At 68.2% G+C, this 23,328-nt stretch carries 21 protein-coding genes; 16 read left to right on the forward strand and 5 right to left on the reverse strand.

All coding sequences use genetic code 11. The features are described from left to right. Positions 1-12: 12 nt before the first annotated feature. The 13 genes from flgA (at position 13) to BLO63_RS18440 (ending at position 14,632) form a co-directional block, all read left to right on the forward strand. Entirely contained in the window at positions 13-582 is a 570-nt protein-coding gene (gene flgA, locus BLO63_RS18375; protein ID WP_091443676.1) for a flagellar basal body P-ring formation chaperone FlgA, read from the forward strand. An 8-nt stretch (positions 583-590) separates the two neighbouring features. Next, the gene (flgI, locus tag BLO63_RS18380) at positions 591-1,751 is read left to right on the forward strand and encodes a flagellar basal body P-ring protein FlgI (protein WP_091443678.1); all 1,161 of its coding nucleotides are present in this window, start codon (positions 591-593) and stop codon (positions 1,749-1,751) included. A 41-nt stretch (positions 1,752-1,792) separates the two neighbouring features. Further along, complete coding sequence (locus BLO63_RS18385) at positions 1,793-2,548, forward strand: MotE family protein (RefSeq protein ID WP_091443680.1); 756 nt, start codon at positions 1,793-1,795, stop codon at positions 2,546-2,548. Then, positions 2,545-3,294, forward strand: a complete 750-nt coding sequence (gene flgH / locus BLO63_RS18390; RefSeq protein ID WP_244517958.1) for a flagellar basal body L-ring protein FlgH — start codon at positions 2,545-2,547, stop codon at positions 3,292-3,294. The genes BLO63_RS18385 and flgH overlap by 4 nt, the downstream gene beginning before the upstream one ends. Before the next feature lie 11 nt (positions 3,295-3,305). Then, positions 3,306-3,818, forward strand: coding sequence for a flagellar basal body-associated FliL family protein (locus tag BLO63_RS18395; RefSeq protein ID WP_091443682.1), 513 nt, complete (start codon positions 3,306-3,308; stop codon positions 3,816-3,818). Beyond that, positions 3,815-4,591: a flagellar type III secretion system pore protein FliP gene (gene fliP, locus BLO63_RS18400; RefSeq protein ID WP_091443684.1), complete on the forward strand. Its 777-nt coding sequence runs from the start codon at positions 3,815-3,817 to the stop codon at positions 4,589-4,591. Before BLO63_RS18395 ends, fliP begins: the two co-directional genes overlap by 4 nt. Positions 4,592-4,884: 293 nt before the next feature. Then, complete coding sequence (locus BLO63_RS21460) at positions 4,885-6,138, forward strand: flagellin N-terminal helical domain-containing protein (protein WP_091443686.1); 1,254 nt, start codon at positions 4,885-4,887, stop codon at positions 6,136-6,138. A 231-nt stretch (positions 6,139-6,369) separates the two neighbouring features. Next, on the forward strand, positions 6,370-8,025 hold the full coding sequence (gene fliF / locus BLO63_RS18410) for a flagellar basal-body MS-ring/collar protein FliF (protein WP_091443688.1): 1,656 nt from the start codon (positions 6,370-6,372) through the stop codon (positions 8,023-8,025). Further along, entirely contained in the window at positions 8,022-8,705 is a 684-nt protein-coding gene (locus tag BLO63_RS18415; RefSeq protein WP_244517959.1) for a hypothetical protein, read from the forward strand. The genes fliF and BLO63_RS18415 overlap by 4 nt, the downstream gene beginning before the upstream one ends. Positions 8,706-8,711: 6 nt before the next feature. Next, complete coding sequence (locus BLO63_RS18420; RefSeq protein WP_091443690.1) at positions 8,712-9,974, forward strand: MotB family protein; 1,263 nt, start codon at positions 8,712-8,714, stop codon at positions 9,972-9,974. Then, complete coding sequence (locus BLO63_RS18425; RefSeq protein WP_244517961.1) at positions 9,971-12,193, forward strand: hypothetical protein; 2,223 nt, start codon at positions 9,971-9,973, stop codon at positions 12,191-12,193. Before BLO63_RS18420 ends, BLO63_RS18425 begins: the two co-directional genes overlap by 4 nt. Then, positions 12,190-14,070: a flagellar hook-length control protein FliK gene (gene fliK, locus BLO63_RS20995; RefSeq protein ID WP_143007083.1), complete on the forward strand. Its 1,881-nt coding sequence runs from the start codon at positions 12,190-12,192 to the stop codon at positions 14,068-14,070. The genes BLO63_RS18425 and fliK overlap by 4 nt, the downstream gene beginning before the upstream one ends. Beyond that, a complete protein-coding gene (locus tag BLO63_RS18440) occupies positions 14,024-14,632 on the forward strand; it encodes a lytic transglycosylase domain-containing protein (RefSeq protein ID WP_091443699.1) in 609 nt (202 codons plus the stop codon). Before fliK ends, BLO63_RS18440 begins: the two co-directional genes overlap by 47 nt. Positions 14,633-14,830: 198 nt before the next feature. Here the strand turns inward: BLO63_RS18440 and BLO63_RS18445 are convergent, their stop codons facing one another. Next, a complete protein-coding gene (locus tag BLO63_RS18445) occupies positions 14,831-15,472 on the reverse strand; it encodes a protein phosphatase CheZ (protein ID WP_091443702.1) in 642 nt (213 codons plus the stop codon). Positions 15,473-15,737: 265 nt separating this feature from the next. On the opposite strand from BLO63_RS18445, the gene BLO63_RS18450 reads away from it, so the two are divergent. Continuing rightward, positions 15,738-16,121, forward strand: a complete 384-nt coding sequence (locus BLO63_RS18450) for a response regulator (protein ID WP_091443704.1) — start codon at positions 15,738-15,740, stop codon at positions 16,119-16,121. Positions 16,122-16,369: 248 nt separating this feature from the next. Next, entirely contained in the window at positions 16,370-17,038 is a 669-nt protein-coding gene (locus tag BLO63_RS18455) for a response regulator transcription factor (RefSeq protein ID WP_091443707.1), read from the forward strand. A 32-nt stretch (positions 17,039-17,070) separates the two neighbouring features. Here BLO63_RS18455 and BLO63_RS18460 read toward each other — a convergent pair whose 3' ends face one another. The 4 genes from BLO63_RS18460 to BLO63_RS18475 all read right to left on the reverse strand — a co-directional run bounded on the left by BLO63_RS18460 (position 17,071) and on the right by BLO63_RS18475 (position 20,701). Beyond that, positions 17,071-17,877 (reverse strand): response regulator, encoded by an 807-nt coding sequence (locus BLO63_RS18460; protein WP_091443710.1) that lies wholly within the window; start codon positions 17,875-17,877, stop codon positions 17,071-17,073. Between the two features lie 172 nt (positions 17,878-18,049). After that, entirely contained in the window at positions 18,050-18,442 is a 393-nt protein-coding gene (locus BLO63_RS18465) for a response regulator (RefSeq protein ID WP_162841840.1), read from the reverse strand. Further along, positions 18,439-20,229 carry a sensor histidine kinase gene (locus BLO63_RS18470; protein ID WP_091443713.1) on the reverse strand — a complete coding sequence of 597 codons (1,791 nt, stop codon included), beginning with the start codon at positions 20,227-20,229 and terminating at the stop codon, positions 18,439-18,441. Before BLO63_RS18470 ends, BLO63_RS18465 begins: the two co-directional genes overlap by 4 nt. Beyond that, entirely contained in the window at positions 20,210-20,701 is a 492-nt protein-coding gene (locus BLO63_RS18475; RefSeq protein ID WP_091443716.1) for a putative pterin-binding protein, read from the reverse strand. The genes BLO63_RS18470 and BLO63_RS18475 overlap by 20 nt, the downstream gene beginning before the upstream one ends. 383 nt (positions 20,702-21,084) lie before the next feature. On the opposite strand from BLO63_RS18475, the gene BLO63_RS18480 reads away from it, so the two are divergent. Next, a complete protein-coding gene (locus tag BLO63_RS18480) occupies positions 21,085-23,298 on the forward strand; it encodes an ATP-binding protein (RefSeq protein WP_091443952.1) in 2,214 nt (737 codons plus the stop codon). Positions 23,299-23,328: the final 30 nt, after the last annotated feature.

The raw sequence follows: 23,328 nt of genomic DNA on the forward strand, positions 1-23,328 counted from the left end.
AGGACATCTTCCATGCTTCGGCTGCTGCCGGGGGCGGCTCTCGCCCTTGCCCTTTCGTGCGCGCCGCTGCTGGCGCAGGCGCCGTCCGCTGCCCGCCAGCGGCCGATCGCCGACACGGTGTCGAGCGCCGCCCCCGCGCCGGTGCCGGCGCCGGTCCCGGCCGCGCCGCCCGCGGTGGTCGCCGCGCCGGCGCAGATCAGCCTGCCGGTTGCCGCGACCAATATCGCGCCGGGGGAGACGATCACCGCCAGCATGCTGGACGAACGCGTCTTCCCGGCCGCAACGGCCAGTCAGCATCCGGTGGCGGTCAATCAGGGACAGCTCGTCGGCAAGGTGGCGCGCCGCCTGCTGGTGGCGGGCAACACCATCCCGGTCTCCGCCGTCGCCGAGGCGCAGCTCGTCACCCGCGGCGTCGCCACCGAGCTGCGCTTCGAGCACGAAGGGCTCAGCATTCGCGCGCTCGGCGTGCCGCTGGAATCGGGCGTGCTCGGCGCCCTAGTGAAGCTCAAGAACGCCGATAGCGGCAAGATCGTCGCCGGCGTGGTGCAGGCCGACGGCTCGGTCAAGGTGAGCGTGCAATGAAGGGCGGGATGGCACGGCGCGGTCTTCTCGGGCGCGGGATCGTCGGGCGTGGTTTCGGCGCCTTCGTGATGCTGCTGGCGCTGGCGCCGAGCGGCGAGGCGGCGAACCGCATCAAGGATATTTCCAGCGTGCAGGGCGTGCGCGACAACCAGCTCATCGGCTATGGCCTCGTCATCGGCCTGCAGGGCACGGGCGACACGCTGCGCAACTCGCCGTTCACCGAGCAGGCCATGCAGTCCATGCTCGACCGGCTGGGGATCAGCACGCGCGGCGTGCCGCTGCGCTCGCGCAATGTCGCGGCGGTGGCGGTCACCGCCAATCTGCCGTCCTTTGCCGGGGTCGGCGGGCGCATCGACGTCAACGTCGCTTCGATGGGCGACGCGACCTCGCTCAAGGGCGGCACGCTGCTCATCACCCCGCTCAACAGCGCCGATGGCCAGACCTACGCGGTCGCCCAGGGTCAGCTCGCCGTTACCGGCTACACCGCCGCCGGCGAGGCCGAGAGCGTGACCCAGGGCGTGCCGACCGCCGCGCGCATTCCCAATGGCGCGCTGGTGGAAAAGCCGGCGCCCGGGGAGCTGGCGGAACTGCCGCATTACGTGCTGGAACTCAGCAATCCCGATTTCGCCACCGCCGCCCGCGTGGCCGACGTGATCAATGCGCGGTTCGGCAATATCACGACCGACAATGGCAAGATCGGCGGCCCGGTGCGGCCGATCGCGATGGCGCGCGACCAGCGCTCGGTTGTGGTGCAGCGCCCCCCGCGCATCAGTGCCGCCCGCTTTCTCGCCATGGTCGGCGATCTGGCGGTGGAGACCGACGCCCCGGCCCGCGTGGTCGTCGACCAGCGCTCCGGCACGGTGGTGATCGGGCGCAACGTCAAGATTTCCACCGTCGCCGTCACCCAGGGCAACCTGACCGTGCGCGTCACCGAGACGCCGCAGGTCTCCCAGCCCGCCCCCTTCTCCTATGGCGAGACGGTGGTGGTGCCCAACACCGAGGTGCAGGTCGAGCAGGATGGCGGCTACCTCTCGGTGGTGCGCGGTCCCGATCTCGACACCCTCGTGCAAGGTCTGAACCGTATGGGAATGAGGCCCACGGACATCATCTCCGTCCTTCAGGCGATCAAGACAGCCGGTGCCCTGCAGGCCGAGCTCGTCATCCAGTAATCGGCGCTCCGCAGGCGCCACCGGCCCGGGGGATTTCCCGCATGAGCATGATACTGGTCTTCTCGCATCTGGCGGCCCTTACGGTGGGCGGCCTGCTCGGCCTGCTCTCCGCCGCTCTCTGCTTTGCCGCGCGCGACAGCGAGCCCAAGGGAGAGGACGAGGAGGACGAGGAAACCGCGCGCCAGCCACCTCCGGTCCTGCGTTCGCCGGCGCCGCGCCGCGACTGGAGCGAACGCGCGGTGAAGGCGTCGGTCATCGTGGCGCTCACCCTGGGCACCACCTTTCTCGGCGTGCTGAGCCTGCGCGCCGAGACGGCGCCGTCGGCGCCTGCCGCCGACGCGGCCGAAGCCCGCCCGGTTGCCAGGCGCCCGGCGCCCGCCGCGCCCCGTGGCGACAATGCCGACCAATATTGCCAGGGCATGATCGATGCGGTGCGGGACGCCCGTTTCGCCCGCCAGAAGGAGGCGCTTGCCGCCCTGGAGAAGGAGATCGAGGAGCGGATCGCGGCGCTGGAGGCCAAGCGCGCCGAATATGAGAAGTGGCTCACGCGGCGCGAGGATTTCCTCAACAAGGCCGATAGCGCGGTGATCGCCGTGATCTCGCAGATGCGGCCCGACGCGGCCGCCGCGCAGCTCACCATCATGAACGATGATCCCGCCGCGGCCATCCTCGCCAAGCTCAATTCCCGCGTTGCCAGCGCGATCCTCAACGAGATGGAGCCGGCCCGCGCCGCCCGGCTCACCGGCGTGATGGTGGGCATCGCCAGGCGCACGGCACCGGATGGAAAATCATCGTGACACGCACCCGCCCGACGCTCACCCGACGGCTGCCTTTGCCGCTCGCCCTGCCGCTGCTCGCGCTTGCCCTTGGCGGTTGCCAGAAGACCTATGACAGCCTGGCCTTCGGGCCGAGCCTGACGCCGGTCGGCTCGGGCATCACCCAGCGGACCGACCCGATTCCGATGGCGTTTCCGCCGCCGCCGACCCGCAGCTTCGCCTCGACCTGGGACCAGGGCACGCAGAGCCTCTACCGCAGCATCCGCGCCAGCAAGGTCGGCGACGTGGTGACGGTCACCATCGCCATGAACGACAAGGCGCAGTTCGACAACCAGACCGACCGCTCGCGCAAATCGGCGCAGCAGGCCGGACTCGATGTCGCCGTCGCCGCCGAAGGCTTCGGCTGGAGCGGCGCGGCCGGCTCGGCCACGGGCGATCTCACCATGAATTCCGACACCGCCGCCAAGGGCAAGGGCTCGATCGACCGTTCCGAGAAGCTCCAGCTCCAGGTCGCCGCCGTCGTCACCGAGGTGATGCCCAATGGCAATCTCATGATCAGCGGCTCACAGGAAATCCTCGTCAATTACGAGGTGCGCGTGCTCAACGTCGCCGGCATGGTCAACCCGCTCGATATTTCGGGCCGCAACCTGATCTCCTACGACAAGATCGCCGAGGCCCGGATTTCCTACGGTGGACGCGGCCGGCTCATGGATGTGCAGCAGCCCGCCTGGGGCCAGCGCATCTATGACGTCGTGGCTCCGTTCTGAGGCGCGCGACCATGGCCTCGAAAGAACTGCCGGCCGACAAGAGCGGCAAAAGCGACGACAAGAAGGGCGGCGGGCTGATCCTGCCGCTCGCCATCCTCACTCTGCTTGCCGCCGGCACGGGCGCCGGGCTCGGCATCCAGCTCGCCTCCAGCGTCGAGAAGGTGGTGAGCGAGAAGGCCAAGGAAAAGCCGCCCGAGCCCGATTCCCCGCCACTGCGCTATGCCAGCACCGACACGGTGATGGAGCCGCTGAAGCCGATCGTCGCCAATCTGGCCGCGCCCTCGAAGACCTTCATCCGCATCGAGGCGTCGATCATCTTCAAGAACGGGGCGCTGGCTGACCCGAAGATCGCCGCCGCGCAGATCCGCGACGACATTATGGGCTATCTGCGCACCCTGTCGCTCAGCCAGCTGGAAGGGGCGAGCGGCCTGCTGCACCTGCGCGAGGACCTGGACGAGCGGGCCCGGCTGCGCACCGAGGGCCACATCGACGAGCTCGTCATCGAGACGCTGGTGGTGCAATGAGCGCGCGCTCCCGCCTTCCCCTGGCGGCTGGCCTTGCCGCCGCCGCCTTCCTCGCCGGCGGCCTGTTCGCCGCCCCAGCCTTCGCCCAGTCGGTGCCGGCGCTGACTGATCTGCTCCAGCAGTCCGGCGGCGCGGCCGCGAGCGGGCGCATCGTGCAGATGATCGCGCTGCTGACCGTGCTGTCGGTGGCGCCGGGCCTGCTGATCACCGTCACCTGCTTCACGCGCATCGTCATCGCGCTGTCCTTCCTGCGCTCGGGTCTCGGCCTGCAATCGACGCCGGCCAATCTGGTGCTGATCTCGCTGGCGCTGTTCATGACCTTCTATGTCATGGGCCCGACCTTCGATCGGGCCTGGCAGCAGGGCATCCAGCCGCTGACCGAGAACAAGATCTCCGAGGAGGAGGCGCTGGCGCGCGTCGCCGCGCCGTTCCACGACTTCATGATGTCGCAGGTGCGCCCGAAGGACCTGCAGACCTTCGCCGACCTCGCCGCCGCCAACGGCCAGGCCCCGGCGGAGAACGAGGAGAAGGTGTCGCTGCGCATCCTCATCCCGGCCTTCATGATCTCCGAGCTGCGGCGCGGCTTCGAGATCGGCTTCCTGATCATGCTGCCCTTCCTGATCATCGACATGATCGTGGCGACGTTGGTCATGTCGATGGGCATGATGATGATGCCACCTGTTGTCATCGCCCTGCCGTTCAAGATCCTGTTCTTTATTCTGATCGACGGCTGGAATCTTCTGGTGGGCGGGCTTGTGCGCTCCTTCTACTGATAACTTTCCTTTAGCGATCATGCGGGGCGGTGCGCGCGAGCGGGCCGCCCCGCAGGCGTTTTGCCGGCTACTTGTATCAAGTCCGGCGGGTCTCGCGCCGGATGCAAGCCTCGCGCAAGCAAGCGATGCGAGGGTGTGTGCATGGCAGATTGATTGCCGGCCCCGGTCGGGCCGGCACGCGGATCGAACGCCCTAGGGCGCGATCATCAAAGGCATGATGCCGCCTCTGCCATGCCGGTGTAAGCCCGGTATGTCCCGTGAAAAAACTCACACCAACTCAAGGGACATTTCCTATGACCAGCCTGATGACCAACACGTCCTCCATGGTCGCCCTGCAGACCCTGCGGACCATTAACTCGAACCTCGACCAGACCAATAACCGCGTCTCTACCGGCCTGCGCGTCAACTCGGCGTCGGACAACGCGGCTTACTGGTCGATCGCCACGACGACCCGCTCCGACAACGGCGCGCTCGGCGCGGTGAAGGACTCGCTCGGCCTCGCGAAGTCTTCCGTCGATACCGTCAATACCGGTCTCGACACGGTTCGCAACGCGCTGCAGAAGGTCAAGGAAAAGCTGATCACGGCCGCCTCTCCGGATGCCGACCGTGCCAAGCTTCAGACCGAAATCGGCAGCCTGCTCAGCGCTCTGAAGAACAACGCCGAGAGCACGGTCATTTCCGGCAGCAACTGGCTGTCGGTGGATTCGAGCGAAGCCAACTACAATGCCACCAAGGCGGTTGTCGCCTCGTTCTCCCGCACTGGCGATTCGGTGCAGGTCGACACGATCGACATCGACACCAGCACCTTCAAGCTGCTGGACAAGAACGCCACGGTGCATACGGCCGTTGACGCGGCGGTGACCACCTCGTCGGCGACCTACGCCACCGCGAAGACCACGGCGGAAACGGCCTACACCACCGCCAGCACTGCGGCGACCACTGCCTACGACACGGCGATCGGCACTGCCGATACCACGTTCGCCGGCAGCGCCATGGATGCCGCGGCCGTTGCAGCCCGTGACGCCGCCTATGCGACGGCCACCAACACCCGCGATGCCGCCATCGCGACCGCCGATACGGCGAAGACCACCGCCCTCGACGGCGCCGTGCTGGCCCTGTCCAACTCGCTGGATGCGTCCGGTACCGACAGCCTCGGTATCCTCGACAAGTCCCGCGTCGCGGCCACTGCCAACGGCACGGCCACGGTCAGCTCCATCATGGATATCGACATCTCCGGGCTGACCTCCAGCCAGGACGACCTCGACCAGATCGCGAACTACACCTCGATCGTCGATGCCGCCCTGACCGACCTGACCGATGCGTCGACGAGCCTCGGCTCGACTGCCAGCCGCATCGAATCGCAGACCAACTTCGTCCAGGCGTTGCAGGACGCCAACAACCGCGCGATCGGCGCGCTCGTCGATGCGAACATGGAAGAGGAGTCGACCAAGCTGAAGGCGCTGCAGACCCAGCAGCAGCTCGCCGTTCAGTCGCTTGGTATCGCCAATTCCAGCTCGCAGAGCGTGCTCAGCCTGTTCCGCGGCTGATCCTACCGGGCTCGCGCCCGGTTCCGCCTACCCCGCCGCCGTATTCTACGGCGCCCTTGGCCACGCTTCTCCCCCGGAAGCGTGGCCTTCTTTTTTCCCGCGGCCGCCCGCGCAACGCTCAGGCAAGCTCGCCACCGCACTCTCCCTCCGGCGGAACGGTCCTGTCCTCTCAGGCCGACCCCGCGCGGCCCGCGCAAAGGGCATGTCGGATTCTAGGGAGCGGGATGCCAGATGTTCGCAAGCCAGCAGCTCGATATGCTTCTTGGCAATCTGCGGCAGCTCGGCGCCCGCCGCCTGGTCGCGCTGGCGATGATCGGGCTGGCGGTCCTGGCGGCCATCGGCCTCGGCGCCTTCTTCCTCAGCCGCCCGACCAGCGAAACGCTCTACGCCAATCTCAGCCGCGAGGACGTGACCCGTATTGGCGGGGCACTGAAGGATGCCGGCATTTCCTTTGACGTGAACTCCGACGGCACGGCGGTGCTGGTCGCTCCCGCCGACACCGCGCGGGCGCGCATGCAGCTGGCCGAGAAGGGCCTGCCGCAAAGTTCGAGCTCTGGCTATGAGCTGTTCAACGAGGTGAATTCGCTCGGCCTCACCTCCTTCATGCAGGAGGTGACGAAGGTGCGCGCGCTCGAAGGCGAGCTGGCCCGCACCATTCAGACCATGAAGGGGATCAAAGCGGCGCGGGTGCACATCGTGCTGCCCGACCGCAGCTCCTTCCGCAAGGACCAGCAGAGCGCCTCCGCCTCGGTGGTGATCCGTACCGAGAGTGCGGTGGATGGCTCCTCGGCCGAAGCGATCCGCCATCTCGTCGCCGCTGCCCTGCCGGGCATGAAGATCGACGCCGTTACCGTTCTGAACACCGAAGGCGCCATCCTCGCCTCCGGCGACGACCCGGCCAATGCCTCCTCCGGCAAGAAGGCGATGCTGCAGGACCAGATGAACCGGGAGACCGAGGCGAAGATCCGCCGGGCGCTGACGCCCTATCTCGGCATCGACAATTTCCAGATCAGCGTGACCTCGCGCCTCGATATCGACCGCGTCACCACCAATGAGACGACCTATGATCCCGGCTCCAAGACCGAGCGCTCGGTGCGCGTGGTCAAGGAGACCGGCACCTCGCAGAACCGCGCCAAGCAGGCCGCCGCCGGCGTGCAGCAGAACATCCCCGCCCAGGATGCCGGCGGCGATGCCGGCGTCGCCTCCAATGAGGAGAACAGCCGCCGCGAGGAACTGACCAATTTCGAGATTTCCTCGCGCAGCACCGAGACGGTGCGCGAGGGCTTCACGGTGCAGAACCTGTCGATCGCCATCCTGGTCAACCGGGCACGCCTGGCGCCGCCGGCCGATGCCGATGCCGGTGCCGATGCGGCCGTTCCGCTGGAGACGCAGATCTACGAGATCGAGCAGCTCGCCGCCGCCGCCGCCGGCTTCGACAAGGAGCGTGGCGACAAGTTGAAAGTCTCGGCGGTCGGCTTCGCCGATGGCAATGGCGAACTCGATGCCATTCCGGCGCTGCCCTGGTCGGAGGTGCTGATGCGCCAGGCCGGCACGCTGGTGAACGCCGCCACCATCCTGATCGTCGCCGTGCTGCTGATCTGGTTCGGACTGCGCCCCGCCGTCCGGGCGATCGTCGCCCGGCCCGACGACGCGGAACTGATCGAGACCAGCATGCTTTCCGGCCCCGGCGGCGCGGTGGGCGAACTGACCGGCCCCGACGGCAGCGTGATGCCGCCCGGGGTGACGGAGCCGGTCAGCCTGATCGAGGATCTCACCAGCAAGATGAACCGCTCGCCGCAGAAGCGACTGGAGCAGATCATCGACTTCGATGAGGAGCAGGCCGCCGCCATCCTGCGGCAGTGGCTGCAGCAGGAAGCGCGCATATGATGCGGGCGCTGATCAGCCATCTCCCGGACTTTTCAACCGCCGCCGCTCGCACGCCGACATGGCCCGTGCTCGGCCCGGCAGAGGCCGGCCACGCCCTGCTGGCGTCGTCGCCGCCCGGAGCCGCGACGACGGCGCGCGCGACGGTCGCGCCCCCTGTCTCCGCCGCCCCGGCTCTCGACGTCAACGCGATGCTGCTTGAGGCCGAGGAGGCCGGCCGGCTGGCCGGCGAAGCGGCGGCGCAGGCACGCTTCGACCAGCAGCGGGCCGAGGACGCGGCGCTGGCGCAGGAGCGACTGGCGCAGGCCCGCGCGGATTGGGCCGAGGCCGAGGGCGAGCCGCTGGCGCGCGCGGTCGCCGAAGGGTTCGAGCGGCTGGGCGAAGATCTCTCCGCGCGCCTCGGCCGGGTGATCGGGCCGTTTCTGTCCGCCGCCCTGCGCGAGCGCGTGCTCACCGACATGGCGTCGGCGATCACCCGCGCGCTCGCCGACGGCACGACGCCATTGCTGCGTGTCACCGGCCCCGCCGACCTCGTCGAGGGCCTGCAGGCGCGGATCGATCCGCGCACCCCGGTGTGTTTCGAGGCCGGCGCGGGCAGCGAGATCGTCGTCACCGCCGGGACGACCACCTTTGAAACACAGCTCCGCGCCTGGGCCGAGCGTCTCGACCTAGCGCGGGAGTAAGCGACGATGGCCGGACCCGAACACCAAGAAATGATCATCATCAAGCGCTACGAGGAAGATGAGCACGAGCATCATTCCAGCGCCTGGAAGGTCGCGCATGCCGACTTCATGACCGCGATGATGGCCTTCTTCCTGATCATGTGGCTGATCAACGTCACCGATAAGGACGTGCGCAAGGCGATTGCCAATTACTTCAATCCGGTCAACCTCGCCGACAGCGTGACCGAGCGCAAGGGACTGAACGACCCCGAGGATATCAAGGATGCCGGCACCTCGGCCGATGGCGACCAGATGTCCACGCTGAAGGACACGGTCGGCGAGAACACCGGCCCGGGCGAGGATGTGCAGCAGGGCCCGCGCGAGGCGGCGCTGTTCCAGGACCCCTATGCGGTGCTGGCGGAGATCATCGCCGATGCCCCGCCCGGCACGCCGACCTCGCCCGATGCGCCGCTCGGCATCAGCAGCGAGCCCGGCACCGGCAGCGGCGACGCCAATCGCGACCCGTTCGACCCGGTCTACTGGCAGATGACGTCCACCCGCAAGGCGCAGGCCACGGCCCCCGGCACTGCCGGCATCGGCGCCCCGCAGGGCAGGCGTCCCGATGCCGGCGCCGTGCGCGACACGCCGAACCCCGCCGTGGAGGACGCCACCGGCGATCCCTCCGGCGTGCCGGCGTCGGAAGCCGCCGCCCTCACCGCCGAGAGCGGCGCAGGCGCCGCTGTTCCGCCGACCCCGCCGCCGCCCCCGGGCGAGAGCTCCAGCGCGGCGGCCAAGGGGGAGGCGACGCCGCAGGCCAGCGCCGCAACGGCGACGGAACAGCTCGAACAGCAGATCAAGGCCGATCTTTCCGCCGCCATGGGAGCCGCCACCGGCCCGCAGCTCGACGTGCGCAAGACCCGGGAGGGCACGATCATCAGCCTGACCGACGACATCGACTTCTCGATGTTCCCCATCGGCTCGGCCGTGCCGGATGCGCGTATCGTCGCGGCCATGGCGCGGATCGCCCAGACGCTGAAGGACCGGCCGGGCGATGTGGTGATCCGTGGCTACACGGACGGCCGGCCGTTCCGCTCGCCGAACTATGACAATTGGCAGCTCTCCGCCGCCCGCGCCAACATCACCCACTACATGCTGGTGCGCGGCGGGCTGGAGGAGAGCCGCATCCGGCAGATCGTCGGCTTTGCCGACCGCAACCTGAAGAACCCGGTCGATCCGAACGCGGCGGAAAACCGGCGGATCGAGATCGTCCTGCAGGAGCCCGCGCAATGAAGCAGAACCTTCTCGCGGTTGCTGTCATGGGCGCGCTGCTGCTCGCCCCGCCTCCCGCCACTGCGCAGGACCCGTGGGACGATGTGCGGGCGCTCGACGCCGCCCTCGCGCCGCCGGACGCCGCCGCCCCGGCGGTCCGCATGGTGGCCCCCGCGAGCGCCGCGCCGAGGTCGGCGGCTGTGCCCAAGCCGGTGCCGCGCCCCATGCCGCGACCCGCGATTCCCGCGGCGGTTCCGGCTGTCGTTCCTGCGGCCGCTCGCGCACCGGCACCGGACGCGATGCCCGCGCCCACGCCCGTGGCGGCCCCGGCCTCGGCGCTCCCGGCCTCCGTTCCGGTCGCCGTTCCCTTGCCGCCTGCGCGGCCGGCCCTGGCGCCGGCGGCCGCACCCCTTGCCTTGGCCGCGAGCCCCAAGGTGCCGCCGCCACCGTTGGAGACGGCCGTGCCGGCCGACGAAATCGTGCCGGAGCTGGCCGATCTGCCGTGGCTGGTCGACGTTCCAGAGACCGCGCCGGTTAGCGCCCAGACCTCCGTTGCCCAGGCCTCCGTTGCGCCGACCTCCGCTGCCCAGACCTCCATTGCCCAGGCCTCCATTGCCCAGGCCTCCGTCGTCCGAACCTCCGTCGCGCAGGACACCTTCGCTCCGGAAGCCTTCGCTCCGGAGACCTTCGCTCCGAAGGCGTTCGTGCCGCAGGCCGTCGCCGCGCAGGCGCCCGGTATGCAGGCCCATGCGATACAAGCCCTCGCCTCGCAAACCGTTGCTTCGCCCCCCCTTGCCGCGCCACCCACTGCCCCGCAGGCCGTTGCCGCGGCGGCGCCCTCCGCCCCGGCCGAGCCGCCAACCGACGTGACGCCCTCGCAGCCGGTGGCCGGCGCCCTCAGCCTGCTCAGCGTGCCTGTCGTATCGATCTTCGCGCCGGCACAGGCCGCCGAAGAGGCGGCGCCGGGTGAGGCGCGCGAAGAGCCGGTGGAGCCGGCCGCCACGGACGCGCCGGCAGCGGGCGAAGCGGCACCGCAGGAGGCTTCGCAAGAGGCAGCGAAAGAGGCGCCGCAGGAAGGTCCTGTCCTGCCGCCAGCCCCGCCGCTCTATCGCGAGGTGCGCGAATTGCAGCGCCTGCAGGACAGCATGGCGGTCGGGGTGCCCGGAGCCTTGCCGGCGCAGAATGCGCTGATCGCGCATATCGATCAATTGTACCGGGCGGCCGATGCCAGCGTCTGGAACGACCCGCAGAATGCCCGCGCCCTTGTCATCTTCGCCCTCAGCGGCGGCGGACCGGGCGTGCTGCGCGCGGTGCTGGGCAAATCAGCCGTGCCCAATATTGACGAGCGGCTGCTGCGCGGCAGCCTCGCCTATCTTGAAGGCCGCGAGCCCGAGGCGCTGAAGCAGTTGGGCGAGATCGACATGCGCAGCCTGCCCGACAGCCTGGCCGGCCAGGTCGCCTTGGCGCAGGCGGCGCTCTGGGTGCGCCGGGACCCGGCCCGCGCGGCGGTGCTGCTCGGGCGGGCCCGCCTGATCGCGCCGGGCACGCTGGTGGAGGAGGCGGCGCTGCGGCGCGCGATCTTCATCGCCGCGCAGGCCGACGATCTCGGCACGTTCGAGCGGATGACCGCGACCTATCTCGCCCGCTTCCGCCACTCGGTCTATGCCGGCAATTTCCGCCAGCGCTTTGCCGCCGCGCTGACGCGGATGAGCTTCATCGACAAGCCGGACGAGTTCGACCGGATCAACGACCTGCTCGCACCGCTCGAACCGGCCGGCCGGCGCGAGGTCGCCCTCCTGGTGGCGCAGGCGGCCGTCAGCCAGGGCAAGACGACGGCGGCGGAACGGGCGGCGGAACTTGTGCTGAAGGGAGCCGTGTTCGGCAGCCTGGAAGCCGACCGGGCCATGCTTTACCGTGCCGCCGCGACAATCACCTCGCCCCAGCGTTTCGCCGAGGCGCAGACCGAGCTGGCGAGCGTCGCCAGCGAGCGGTTCGCCCCCGACGATGCCAGGCTGCTGGGCGCCGCGCAGACGGTGGCCGCGTCGATCCTGCATGCCGTCGATATCCCGCCGCCGGAGGAGGGGGGCGGGGCGACACCCGCCGCCGATCCCGCCGCCGCCGATCCCGCCGCCACCGACAGTCCGGCCGTCGCGGATACCGGCCCGCCGCCGGCGACCCTCGCCAAGGCCCAGGCCGCCCTCGCCTCGGTGGACCAGCTGCTGGGAGACGCGCCGCTATGACCTCGGTAATCTTTTCCTCCGCCCGCACCCCGGCCGGCGCGGCCGACGAGCCGTCGGGCCGGCCCGAGCGCGGCGGCAGCCAGGATGCGTTCGCCAGCCTCCTCGCCGAGATGGATGTGCGGACCGCGCCTCAGGACACGCCGCCGATGGGGCGCGCCAGCGGCGAAGGCGCTGCGGCGCTGCCGCAGGGGCTGACCGGCCGGAGGGCCCCGGCGGTCCCGATGAGCCCGATGGGACAGGCGGCGATGCCCGCCGAGACGGCGCCCTTGCCTCGCGCTCTGCCGGCCGTGGCGCCGGAAACCCCGGCCGCCGATGGGGAACTGGCCGCTCTGCTTGCCCGGCCTGTGCTCGATGACGGGGACATGGCGAGCCGCCCCCCGGCTTCCGGCACCGTGCGGCCGGCGCCGGATGGGGACGTGCCGGCCATGGCTTTGACTCGGCGGGAGGGGGCGGCGGTGCTGCCGGATGCGCGCACGCCTGCGGCCTTGCCTGCGAACGCCCGCCCGCTTGCCACGACGCCGACCTTCAACCCAGCGCCGACCTCCAACCCGGCGCCGCCGCCGTCGGCGCAGGTCGCCGCCCTTGTGTCGCCGCCGTCGGCGCAGGTCGCTACCCCCGTGTCGCTGCCGTCGGCGCAAGCCTCAACCCTTGCGCCGCCGCAGTCGGCGCCGGTCTCCACCCTTTCCCCATTGCTGGACGCGCCGGCCTCGCTCTCGCTTGCCGAGGACGAGGTGCCCCTGCGCGGTCTGGCGCCGCAACCGCACGAGACAGCATCCCCACCCGCCGCCCCGGAGGCCGAGATGGCGCTGTCCCCCACCATCTGCGTGTTGTCGGCGGCAATGATCGGTGCCCTTGGTCCTGTCGCCGCGCCGGGGCTGGAGGAGGCCACCTCTTCGCCGTCGCCTCTTCCCCTGGCGACGGCGGCGACGCGCGGCGAGACGGCACCCGAGGAGGCGCCTCTGGCGGGGGCCAAGGTGGTGTTGTGCGAAACCCATTTCGCTCCGGTGACGCCGCGCGACCTCCGGCCGAGAGCGGCCATGCTCCCGACGGAACAGCCCGCGCTGCGCGGTCCGGCGCCGGCCGCCGGCCGCGCTCCCTCGCCCAGCGACGAGGCCGCAGTCCCCGCCCCGGCAATCGCCGTCGAGGCCGACATGCCGCCGATCGCGCCGCGCCCGCCGCTGGCAGTGCCTGTCCGCCTTGGCGCGAGCGAGAAGGTTGCGGCCGTGGAGCTGCCGACACGCGAGAGCCGGGCGGAGGCCGCGCCGCCGTCCCGCCAGACGGCGGGTGCGGAGCGCATGGACGCGGTGCGGGGTGAGCGGGAGGCGCCGGCCGTCGCAACGGGCGGCACGGCACCGGCCGTCACCCTCTCGACTGTTCCGCCCCTGCCGGGCGCGGCGCCCTCGCCGGCGGCCGTGCAGCTTGGCGCCGCCATCGCCGAGGCGGTGCGTGCCGACGTGCCCGCGACCTTCCTAGCCGGGGAGACCATGCCGGCGCGTGGTCCGGTGCGGATTCTGGAGATCCAGCTCAACCCGTTGGAACTCGGCCTGGTGACAGTGCGGCTGCGCACCGGGCGCAACGGACTGGAAATTCACGTTCATGCGGCACGGGCGGAAACCGCGCGCCTGCTGGAGCAGGATCGTTCGAGCCTGCTCGCCACACTGGTCGAGGCCGATGCCGGGCCGCTCGACCTGACCATCAGCCAGACCGGAATGCCGGCCCCGCTCACCGGCGACGATGCCTTCGCGCCAACCGAGCGGGATCGCTCGGGCGGGGATGAGCCCCGCGACGGGCAACCCGGCGATTCCGACTCGCGCAGGAAGAGACAACAGAATGGACAAGCGCCATTTCGCGCTGCTGACAGCGGCGCTGCTGATTAGCACTTATAATGCTGCGGCCGCACCGCAGGGCGAGGCGCCGAAGCGGCCGGCAGGCACCACCAAGGAGGCCAAGCTCGGCGTCTGCGAGGCGGCGATGGCGCGCGCCTCAGCCAAATACGGCGTGCCGCTGGCAATTCTCTACGCGGTCGGCCTAACCGAGACCGGCGGCAACGGCACGCTGCAACCTCTGGCGATGAATGCGGCGGGCAAAAGCCTTGTCGCCGCCAGCGCGGCCGATGGCGCGCGCAAGCTCAAGGAATTCAACGCAAACGGCGTGCGGCTGGTGGATCTCGGCTGCATGCAGATCAACCATCGCTGGCACGGCGAGCAGTTTGCTTCCGTTGCCGAGATGTTCGATCCCGAGCGCAATGTCGATTACGCCGCCCGCTTCCTCGCGGAGCTGCGGCAGCGTCATGGCAACTGGACGATGGCGGCGGCCCGCTACAATGCCGGGCCGAATAATGATCCGGCACAGAAGCGCTATGTCTGCGCCGTCATTCGCAACCTGGTGCGGTCGGGCTTTGGCAGCTGGACGGCGCAGTCGCGGGCCTTTTGCGGATGATCCAGGCGCGGTCCGGGATTCTGTGCACCCCTGCCGTATCCAGGATCGGCGCCGCCGTCTCCCAGATCGGTCGTGGAGTTGAACCGGAGGGGCCTCTGGCCCTTCCGGATCGCGACGGCAGCGTGCAGATGCATCCGGCTCTCCGTTCCCGGCTGTGGCCGGGATGACGGTTTCCCACGGATTTTTTCGGGCAGGCTCTCAGCCGAACAGGGAGTCGATATCGTCCTGCGACACGACATTCTCGTCGTCGGCCAGCGCCGGCCCGTTGAGCAGCGCCTCGTCGCCGGTGCGCTCGGGGACAATGGACTCGGCGATGCGCGAGACTTCCTCCTGGCCGCCCCAGATGTTGCACATTTTCTCCACCCGCTCCTCGATGAAGATCATGAGAGCAACCACCTTGCGGATGCGCTGGCCGCTAATGTCCTGGAAATTGCAGGCCTCGAAGATCCGGGTGGCGTAGCTGTGGATCGCCTGTGCCGCCACCTTCTGGCTGCCTTCCAGCTCGGAGATCAGCGAAATCGCCGCGCCGTCGATGTTCTCGGCCATCTGCAGGATGTCCTCGGTCGCCGTCTCGGTATCGGCGACGACGGCATCGAGCTCGTCGGTCGCGCGGTTGAAGCGGGCGCCCTTGGTGCCGCCCGACTGCAGCGTCGCGAGCTCGTTCTTGGTGCTCTCGATCGCCTGGCGGATCGTTTCCACGTCCATCAGCATCGAATGCCGGGAGCATTCGGGGTCGGCTTCGGGGCAGCGGCGGTCGAAACGCGCGATGACGCCACGCAGTTCGTTCAGTTCCTCGAGCACGCGGTTGATCTGGGCCGAGACCGAGCCCTGTGCCGACATCGACGCGGCGCCCAGTCCCCCCCCAACCGTATGAGGTCCTTCATTGGCTTCAATTCGGAACGGCCGCCGCGCTGACGACATGTATATTCTCCAATGCTCGTCAATAATTTTCGATCATTGCTTATAGTTTAAACCTTTAAATCTGAGAATAACCCCGAAGTTGGGCCTGCAAGCTTCGCGCAAGCAATGCAATTCAAACATGAACCTACGAAAGGACGGCAAGCGGCTGTCCGTGGATCTTATTACCCGAAGGACGGAGCGCTTTATGGCCGTGGATTTGTCGATGCCGGTTCTTGTAGTCGACGATTACAAGACCATGGTCCGAATCATTCGCAACCTGCTGAAGCAGATCGGCTTTGAGGACGTGGACGAAGCCTCCGACGGCGTCGAGGCCCTCTCCAAGCTGAAGGAGCGGCAGTACGGGCTCGTCATCTCCGACTGGAACATGGAGCCGATGACGGGCTACGAACTGCTCAAGCAGGTGCGCGACGACAGCAATCTCAGTGCTCTGCCATTCATCATGGTCACGGCCGAGGCCAAGTCGGAAAACGTCATTGCCGCCAAGAAGGCGGGGGTGAACAACTACATCGTCAAGCCCTTCAACGCGCAGACGCTGAAGAGCAAGATCGACACTGTCTTCGAGGCCTGACCGCTCCCAACCACCTCGACATCACGCCCCCCAGGCTCTCCCGGGGGGCGTTTCATTTGTGCTGCGCGGGCGCGCGCAAAGCGCGGGTTGGGCCGATACCCTCCAGAATGGAGGGAAACATCATCCAACGCCGAAGCAACTCAGCTTGAGTGGATATAATCGTCAAAATAGTCCTTTGCCCAAGGACACACGCAGCCAGCAATAAACGTCATTGCATGACTGCAGCTCCAAGGCAGGGGAATTCAATCATGTATGTCATCGTCGATGACCGGGCGACTGTTGCGGACAGCTATGTTTCCAGCTTCTCGCGCGAAGGTTTTTCAAGTTTCGGTGTCAATGAAGACGAGTTCAAGGGCTGGATCGAAAGCGCCTCGGGCAATGATATTGCCGCCGTGGAGGGTTTTCTGCTCGGCGATTTCGAGCGCCGCCCGACCTACCCCGAGATGATCCGCTCGCACAGCAGCGCGCCGATCCTGGCGCTCAGCGACCAGAAGAGCCTGACCCAGACGTTGGAACTGTTCACCGCCGGCATTGACGACGTGGTGCGCAAGCCGGTCCATGTCCGCGAGATCGTGGCGCGCACCGATGCCATCTGGCGCCGGGTGAATTCCAATGTGACCCCCACCAGCGAAGACCGGCTCAAGGTGTTCTTCGACGGGCGCGATCCCGAGATCGACGGCGAAGCGCTGGCGCTGCCGCGCCGCGAGCGGCACATGCTGGAATATCTGGTCAAGAACTCCCGCCGGCGCGTGACGAAGGCGCAGATCTTCAACACCATCTACGGCATCTTCAATGACGATGTCGACGAGAGCGTGGTCGAAGGCCATATGAGCAAGCTGCGCAAGAAGCTGCGGCTGAAGCTCGGCTATGACGTGATCGACGCCAAGCGCTACCTCGGCTACCAGTTCGTCGGCTGACGGCGCCGGGTCGGCGGTGGCAGACTGCCGGCTCAGTCGAGCGGAAGGCCGAGGCGCTCGGCCTGGCGCTTGACGAACGTTTCCATCCGCCGGCGCCCACTCTCGGTGAGCTCGACAATGATCCGCCGGCGATCGGCTGGGTCCGGGCGGCGCTCGATGAGGCCGGCATCGCGCAGTTCGTCGATGCGCCGCAGCGCCGTCGTCGTCGGCGCGCCCGAGGCGATGCAGAGGCTGGTCACGGAGATGGGCCGGCCGGACGCTTCCGCCATCGCCAGGTCCAGCAGCATGTCCCAGGCCGGGTCCGAGAACAGATCGGACTGGAAGATGGCGTCGCGGTCGGCGCGGGCCGCCACCAGCGTCTTAAGGTAGTTCGGTCGGACGACGGGCTTCTCCGCGGCGACCAGCAGACCAGCAGCGGCGCCATTGGCGGCCTTCTGGCTGTCCTCGACCAGCGAGAAGGCGCGGCGCACCGCCTGCGCGACCTCTTCCGGCAGCAGCGGCTTCTGCAGGAAATCCACCGCATTGAGCCGCAATGCGCCCACCGCCCGGTCCAGCGAGGCATGGCCGGTGATGATGATGGTCGCGAGCGGGCGCTTGCGCCCCATCAGGGCGAGCTTCTGCAGGAGTTCGATGCCGTCGATGCGCGGCATTTGCAGGTCGGTGACGACTACCTGCAATTGCTCGTTGCGCTGCACCAGATCAATGGCCTCCACCGGGGTGTTGGCAGTCAGGCTGGGCAGGCCGAGTGAAGCAAGCCCCTCGCTCAGTTCGATCAGCACATCCGGATCGTCGTCGACGAGCAGGACACGCGGAAGCTCGAGCTCTGTTTCACCCACCATCACACCGCCACACGCCGGATCAAGGCGAAAAATACGTCACACTCGGCAACGCCTGCAATCATTCTATGATAGTGCCGCAGGGGCACCTTTGGGAAATGACAAATCCCTGCACAGGAGATGTCATTTTGGTGAGCGCGGGCTTGCGGTCGTGCCGGCTCCGCTGTCGCGGCGCTCAGTCCGCGGCTTTCGCCCGGCCGGCGAGGAAGCTGTCGATGTCGCCGAGCATGTCGCTCGGGTCGATCGGCTTCACATAGAGCAAGTCGCTGTCGTAATCCGCCGCCGCCACATTGTGCATCACATGGCCGGTGATGATGACGATCAGGATCGGACGGATCGCCTCCGGCAAGGCCCGCGCCTCTGCCACCACCTGGCGCCCGTCCACGGCGCCGATGCGCAGGTCGGTAATGAGCACCTGCGGCGCCAGCCCCTGGTGCAGGAGTCCGATGGCATCCTCGGCGGTGACGGACAGTGCGACGCGCCAGCCCAGCGAGGCGAAATACTCGCCGAGCTCGTTCGCCAGCTCCTCTTCATCGTCGCAGATGAGCATGGTTCGGGTCGCGTTCATGCTGCATCCTGCGCGGCGAGGGCGTGTGAGGTCGGCAAGTTAATGACGAAGCGCGCCCCGCCGCCACTGTTCTCCGCCACGATGGTGCCATTCATGTCGCGGATCACGCTACGGGCCAGCGACAGGCCGAGCCCGGTGCCCTTTTCGGTCGGTTTGGTGGTGGCGAAAGGCTCGAACAGGCGCTCCAGCATCTCGGGCGGCACGCCGCCGGCATTGTCCTGCACCAGGACGACCGCCCGCGCGTTCTCCAGCCGGATCGCCACCTGCACCTCGCGCTCGCCGGCGCCGCTCTGGCGGTCGCCGGCGCCGCCTTCGTGGTGGGCGGCCTCGGGCCTGTCCTCGTCCTGCGTCTCGTAGGCGTCGCGGGCATTGATCAGCAGATTGACGATCACCTGCTCGAACATGGTCTGTTCGCCAAAGACCAGCAACTCGGCCGGGGCGCTGGTCTCGATCGACAACCGGATATTGGCCGCCCGGAACTGCTCGGCGACGAAACCGGCGGCGAGTTCCACCGCGTGGCGCAGCGAGAAGGGCAGGAGCTGCTCGGTCGGCATCCGGCCATAGCGGCGGACCTGATCGGTGATGCGCTTGGCGCGGTCGACCTGGGCCGAGATGCGCTCCAGCTTGGCGGCCACCGGCTCGCCGCCGGGCAGCGGATCGAGCAGGCGGCGGGCATTGGCCACCGCCATCTTGATGACGGCGAGCGGCTGGTTGAGCTCATGGGCGATGGCGGTGGCCATTTCGCCCAGCGTCGCCAGCTTCGCGGCCTGCATCACCTGCAGCTCGGCATTGCGCACCCGCGAGGTGTCGACCAGCACAATGAGCTGCTGCTGGCGCCGTTCCCACAGCACGCTGCCCACCGAGCCGCGCAGCGAAACGATGTCGCCGGGGCTGCGTGCATAGCCCATGGTGAGGGCGCCCCATCGGCTGGTGTCAGGCTCACCGGCGGCGACGCGCACCGCGTTGACGAAGCGCGGCCAGGCCGGATCGTCGAGCGAGGGCGATACAAGGTCGGCGGCGCTGGGGTTGAAGAAGCTCACATGGTCGGTGTCGGGGTCGATTACCACGACACAGGCCGGCACCGCCTGGATCACGGCGCGCAGATTCTCCTCCACCGCCGCCAAGGTCGCCTGCGCCTCGACAATCTCGCCCATGCGGATGCGATCGCGGCGCGACTGGAGGATGAGCACGGCGGCAAGGCAGGCCCCGCTGATGAACAACAGCAGTAGCGGCGTGGCGCCGGGCCGTTGCGCCAGGGCGCGCTCGCGCCGGAATATCTCCTGATTATAGGCGACGGATTCCATCAGGATCGTCTGGAGGGCCTCGCCGAGCGGTTCCAGTTCGGTGCTCAGCTCTCGCAACTGCGCGGCGGTGTCACCGTCTTCAGGGTCGAGCCTTGCGACATCGTCGATGATCTGGTCCAGCCGCGCCTCGAAAATCTGCGTGGGCCCGCGGGTGTCGACCACGTCGCTGAGCACCCGCCCCTCGTCGGAATCATAAAGAAGCGGCAGGCGCGAGCGCAGAATTTCGAGGCGAAGCATCAGCTTGTCGATGCCCAGCGCGCTCGGGACGATGGCGAGCTTGGCGAATTCGGCCTGCGCCCTCACGAATTCCAGCTGTGCCTGATAGGCAACCCACCCCGAGGAGCGGATGGTCGCGGTGAGAAAGGCCTGCTGGCGTGTCTGCGAGACATAGACCAGCGCGGTTGCGAGGAAGAGCGCAACGGATGCGACGACAAGGCCGAGCTTGAGCAGGCCGAGCGACCGCTTATTGCGCGATGAAATCAATGGACTTCACCTGCCAGACCATGCGCGACTGGTAATATTGCTGCCGGAGCGCTGGGTCGGAATCGATGGGGTACATCACCCAGAACGGTCCCTTGTCGCGCACCCGCATGGTCGCGCCGTCGAACCGGGTGGTGAGGATCGCGCCATGGTCCTTCCAGTCCTCGGCCGGAATGGGGGCGACATAGTCGTTAAGCGCCACCACCTTGGCTTCGCGCACCGGCCGGCCGCCAAGGGCGGCCAGCACACCGAGCGAGGGGCCGGTGAAGGTGTTCGCGCCCTTGGTCCACGGGGTCCCGGTCTCGATCCGGGTCTGGGGCAGGTTGTCGAGTTCGGCAAGGGTCAGGGTCTTCTGGGCGATGACCTTCCCATCCTCGCCGAGCCAGCGCAGGGCCAGATCATGCGCTTGCGCCATATTCGGTGCCGCACAGGCCATCAACGTCAGCACGAGCGCATAGATCAGCCTGATCGACATCGTTCGCTCCCTAAATGGCACGCGCGCCTTGCTCGCCCCCGAGCGCCGGCAAGATCGCACGCGCCCCTCCGCGAGGCCTGCCGAATTGCTGCCATTTCGGCAGCGACGGGGCGGAGATCGATCCATTTTGGATCAGATCGCGCTGGCGGGGGGCACGGTAGGCCTTGGAGCGGCTCGCTGAGGCAAGCTGCTGCAAGGATTTATCGTCCGATCCGGCAGCAAAGGGCGACGTTTGACCTAGAGTAGCACGCCCGATTGCATCCAAAATGCCGGAAGACTAGGAAAGAGGGGACTGCAAGAGTGTCGAGGTGCCGCGTGCCCGCCCGCAAGACACTGGCCCGCGACAAGGCGGGAGCGACGTGCCCTTTTTCGATGCGGCGGCCATGACCCCAGAATCTTCCACGCAGACGGCGCCGGTGACGCCTTTTCCCGATGAACGTGACCTGCCAGCAAAAGCCCCGGAAGGTGCGGCGCTCTGGCAAGGCGCCTCCCGCCGCGTGCTGCTGTGCCTGTTGCTGTTGCTGGCGCTGCTGGTGCCGGCCTCGGTGGCGTTCATCACCATCCAGCTGCATGAGCAGCATGAGGACGACGTCGCCGTCGCCGCCTCGCGCAAGCTGGCGCTGGCGCTGACCTCGCATCTGGAGCGCACGGTCGAGTCGATCGAGTCCTTCCTCGACGGGTTTTCGACCTTGCCCGACGACCCCTCGCCGGAGGAGATCTACACCCGCCTGCTCACCGCCCGTCTGCCCGCCTCGGTGATCCAGGTCACCTTCGTCGACCCCAGCGGCGCCGTGGTGGCGAGCAACCTGCTGCCCCCCGGCAATGGGATCAATCTCGCCGATCGCGAGCACATCCGGGTGCATATGAATGATGACCCGACCGACCGTGAGATCTTCATCAGCAAACCGGTCAAGGGGCGAATCAGCGGCACCTGGTCGATCCAGTTCACCCGCGCGCTACGCGCGCCGGATGGCAAACTGCGCGGCATCATCGCCGCGTCCTACCAGATTTCCGACTTTATCGAATTCTATGAGAAGCTGCTGCCGGAGGGCCAGGGACTGATCGCCCTGGTCGGCTTCGACGGGGTGGTGCGGGCCAGCGTTCCGGCCGCCAGTCAGCTGGATGGGATGGACGCGGCCGCGATTCTCCCGGGCCTCGAGACACTTGGCAGCCATGCCAACGGGCCCTATGTCGGCGTCGCCTGGGACGATGTGCGCCGGATCGGCTATTCCGTGCATTCCGACCGCTACCCCTTCCTGGTGGTGGTGGCGGCCGATCGCGGCGCCATCCTGGCCGAATCGCACGATTTCCATGTGGCGATCTGGGGGATCGCCGGCGGGCTCGGCCTTACCCTGGCGGCACTGGCGCTGTTCGGCCTGCGCCATTCGCGACTGGAGCGCGCCTATCGCGAGCGGGAGCTGAAGGCACACGCTCAAGAACGCGAGGCGCAGGTACTGCAGGCGATCAGCCGCGTGCCGGGCATCCATGTGCTGCATGTCGAGAACGGCCGGGCCGTCCGCATCGGCGACGCGACGGACGATATCCTGCCCCGGCTGATCGCCGCGCGTGTGGAAACGCCCGAATTCCTCGCCCAGGTCGCGCAAGGAAATGCCCCCTCTGTGGCGATCGAACATTTTTCCGGCGATGGCGAGGCGTTCGAGGTGGAGCTGGTGCTGACCCGGTTGCGCCCGACGACGGAAGACGGTTTCGGTCCGGCGGACTCCGCGCCGCCCGCCACCGTGGTCTTCGCGCTTGATGAGACCGCCAAGCGCATGGAGGAGAACAAGCTCTACCAGATGTCCAAGATGGCGGCGCTGGGCGAACTCGTGACCGGCCTCGCCCATGAGATCAACCAGCCGCTGGGCGTCATCCGGCTGGCGGCGAGCAACGCGATGACCGGCCTGCGCAAGGGGCTGCCGGGCGAGCATACCAGCGAGAAGCTCGAACGCATCATCCGCCAGGTCGAGCGGATGAAGTCGATCATCGACCACATGCGGATCTTCGGGCGAAAGGACGCGCTCACCATCGACCCCTCCTCGGCGGAGACGGCGGTGGAGGGGACGCTCCAGGTTCTCGGCACGGAAATCCGGCTCGACGGGATCGAGCTGTCCTTCGCCGGCAGCGCCGGCAGCGCCGGCGGCGCGCGGGTGCCGTGCCGGCAGGAACAGCTGGAGCAGGTGCTGATCAACCTTGTGCTAAACGCGCGCGATGCCATCCGGGCCCGTCGCCAGGACGAGCCGGACTTTGCCGGCCGCATCGCCATTGCCATCGAGTGCTGCGAGATGGACGCCCAGTCCTGGGTTCTCGTCACGGTGCGCGACAATGGCGGGGGCATCCCCGCGGCGGCGATCGGCAAGATTTTCCAGCCCTTCTTCACCACCAAGCCGCCCGGGCAGGGGACCGGCCTCGGCCTGTCGGTCAGCTTCGGCATCATCCGGGAATATGGCGGCACGCTCACCGTTGCCAATGTCGAGGACGGCGCGGTGTTCACCATTGCCATGCCCCAGGTTGAAACGGAGGCGGGGGAGGAAGCGGCACGTGCCGCCGTCGCGTCGCCCATCAAGCGAAGCGAGCCTGAGACAAGCTCCGGTAGTTAGCCAGAGGGCAGCCGTCCCGATCGTCCTGGA

Source organism: Ancylobacter rudongensis (assembly GCF_900100155.1).
GTDB classification, from domain to species: Bacteria; Pseudomonadota; Alphaproteobacteria; order Rhizobiales; family Xanthobacteraceae; genus Ancylobacter; species Ancylobacter rudongensis.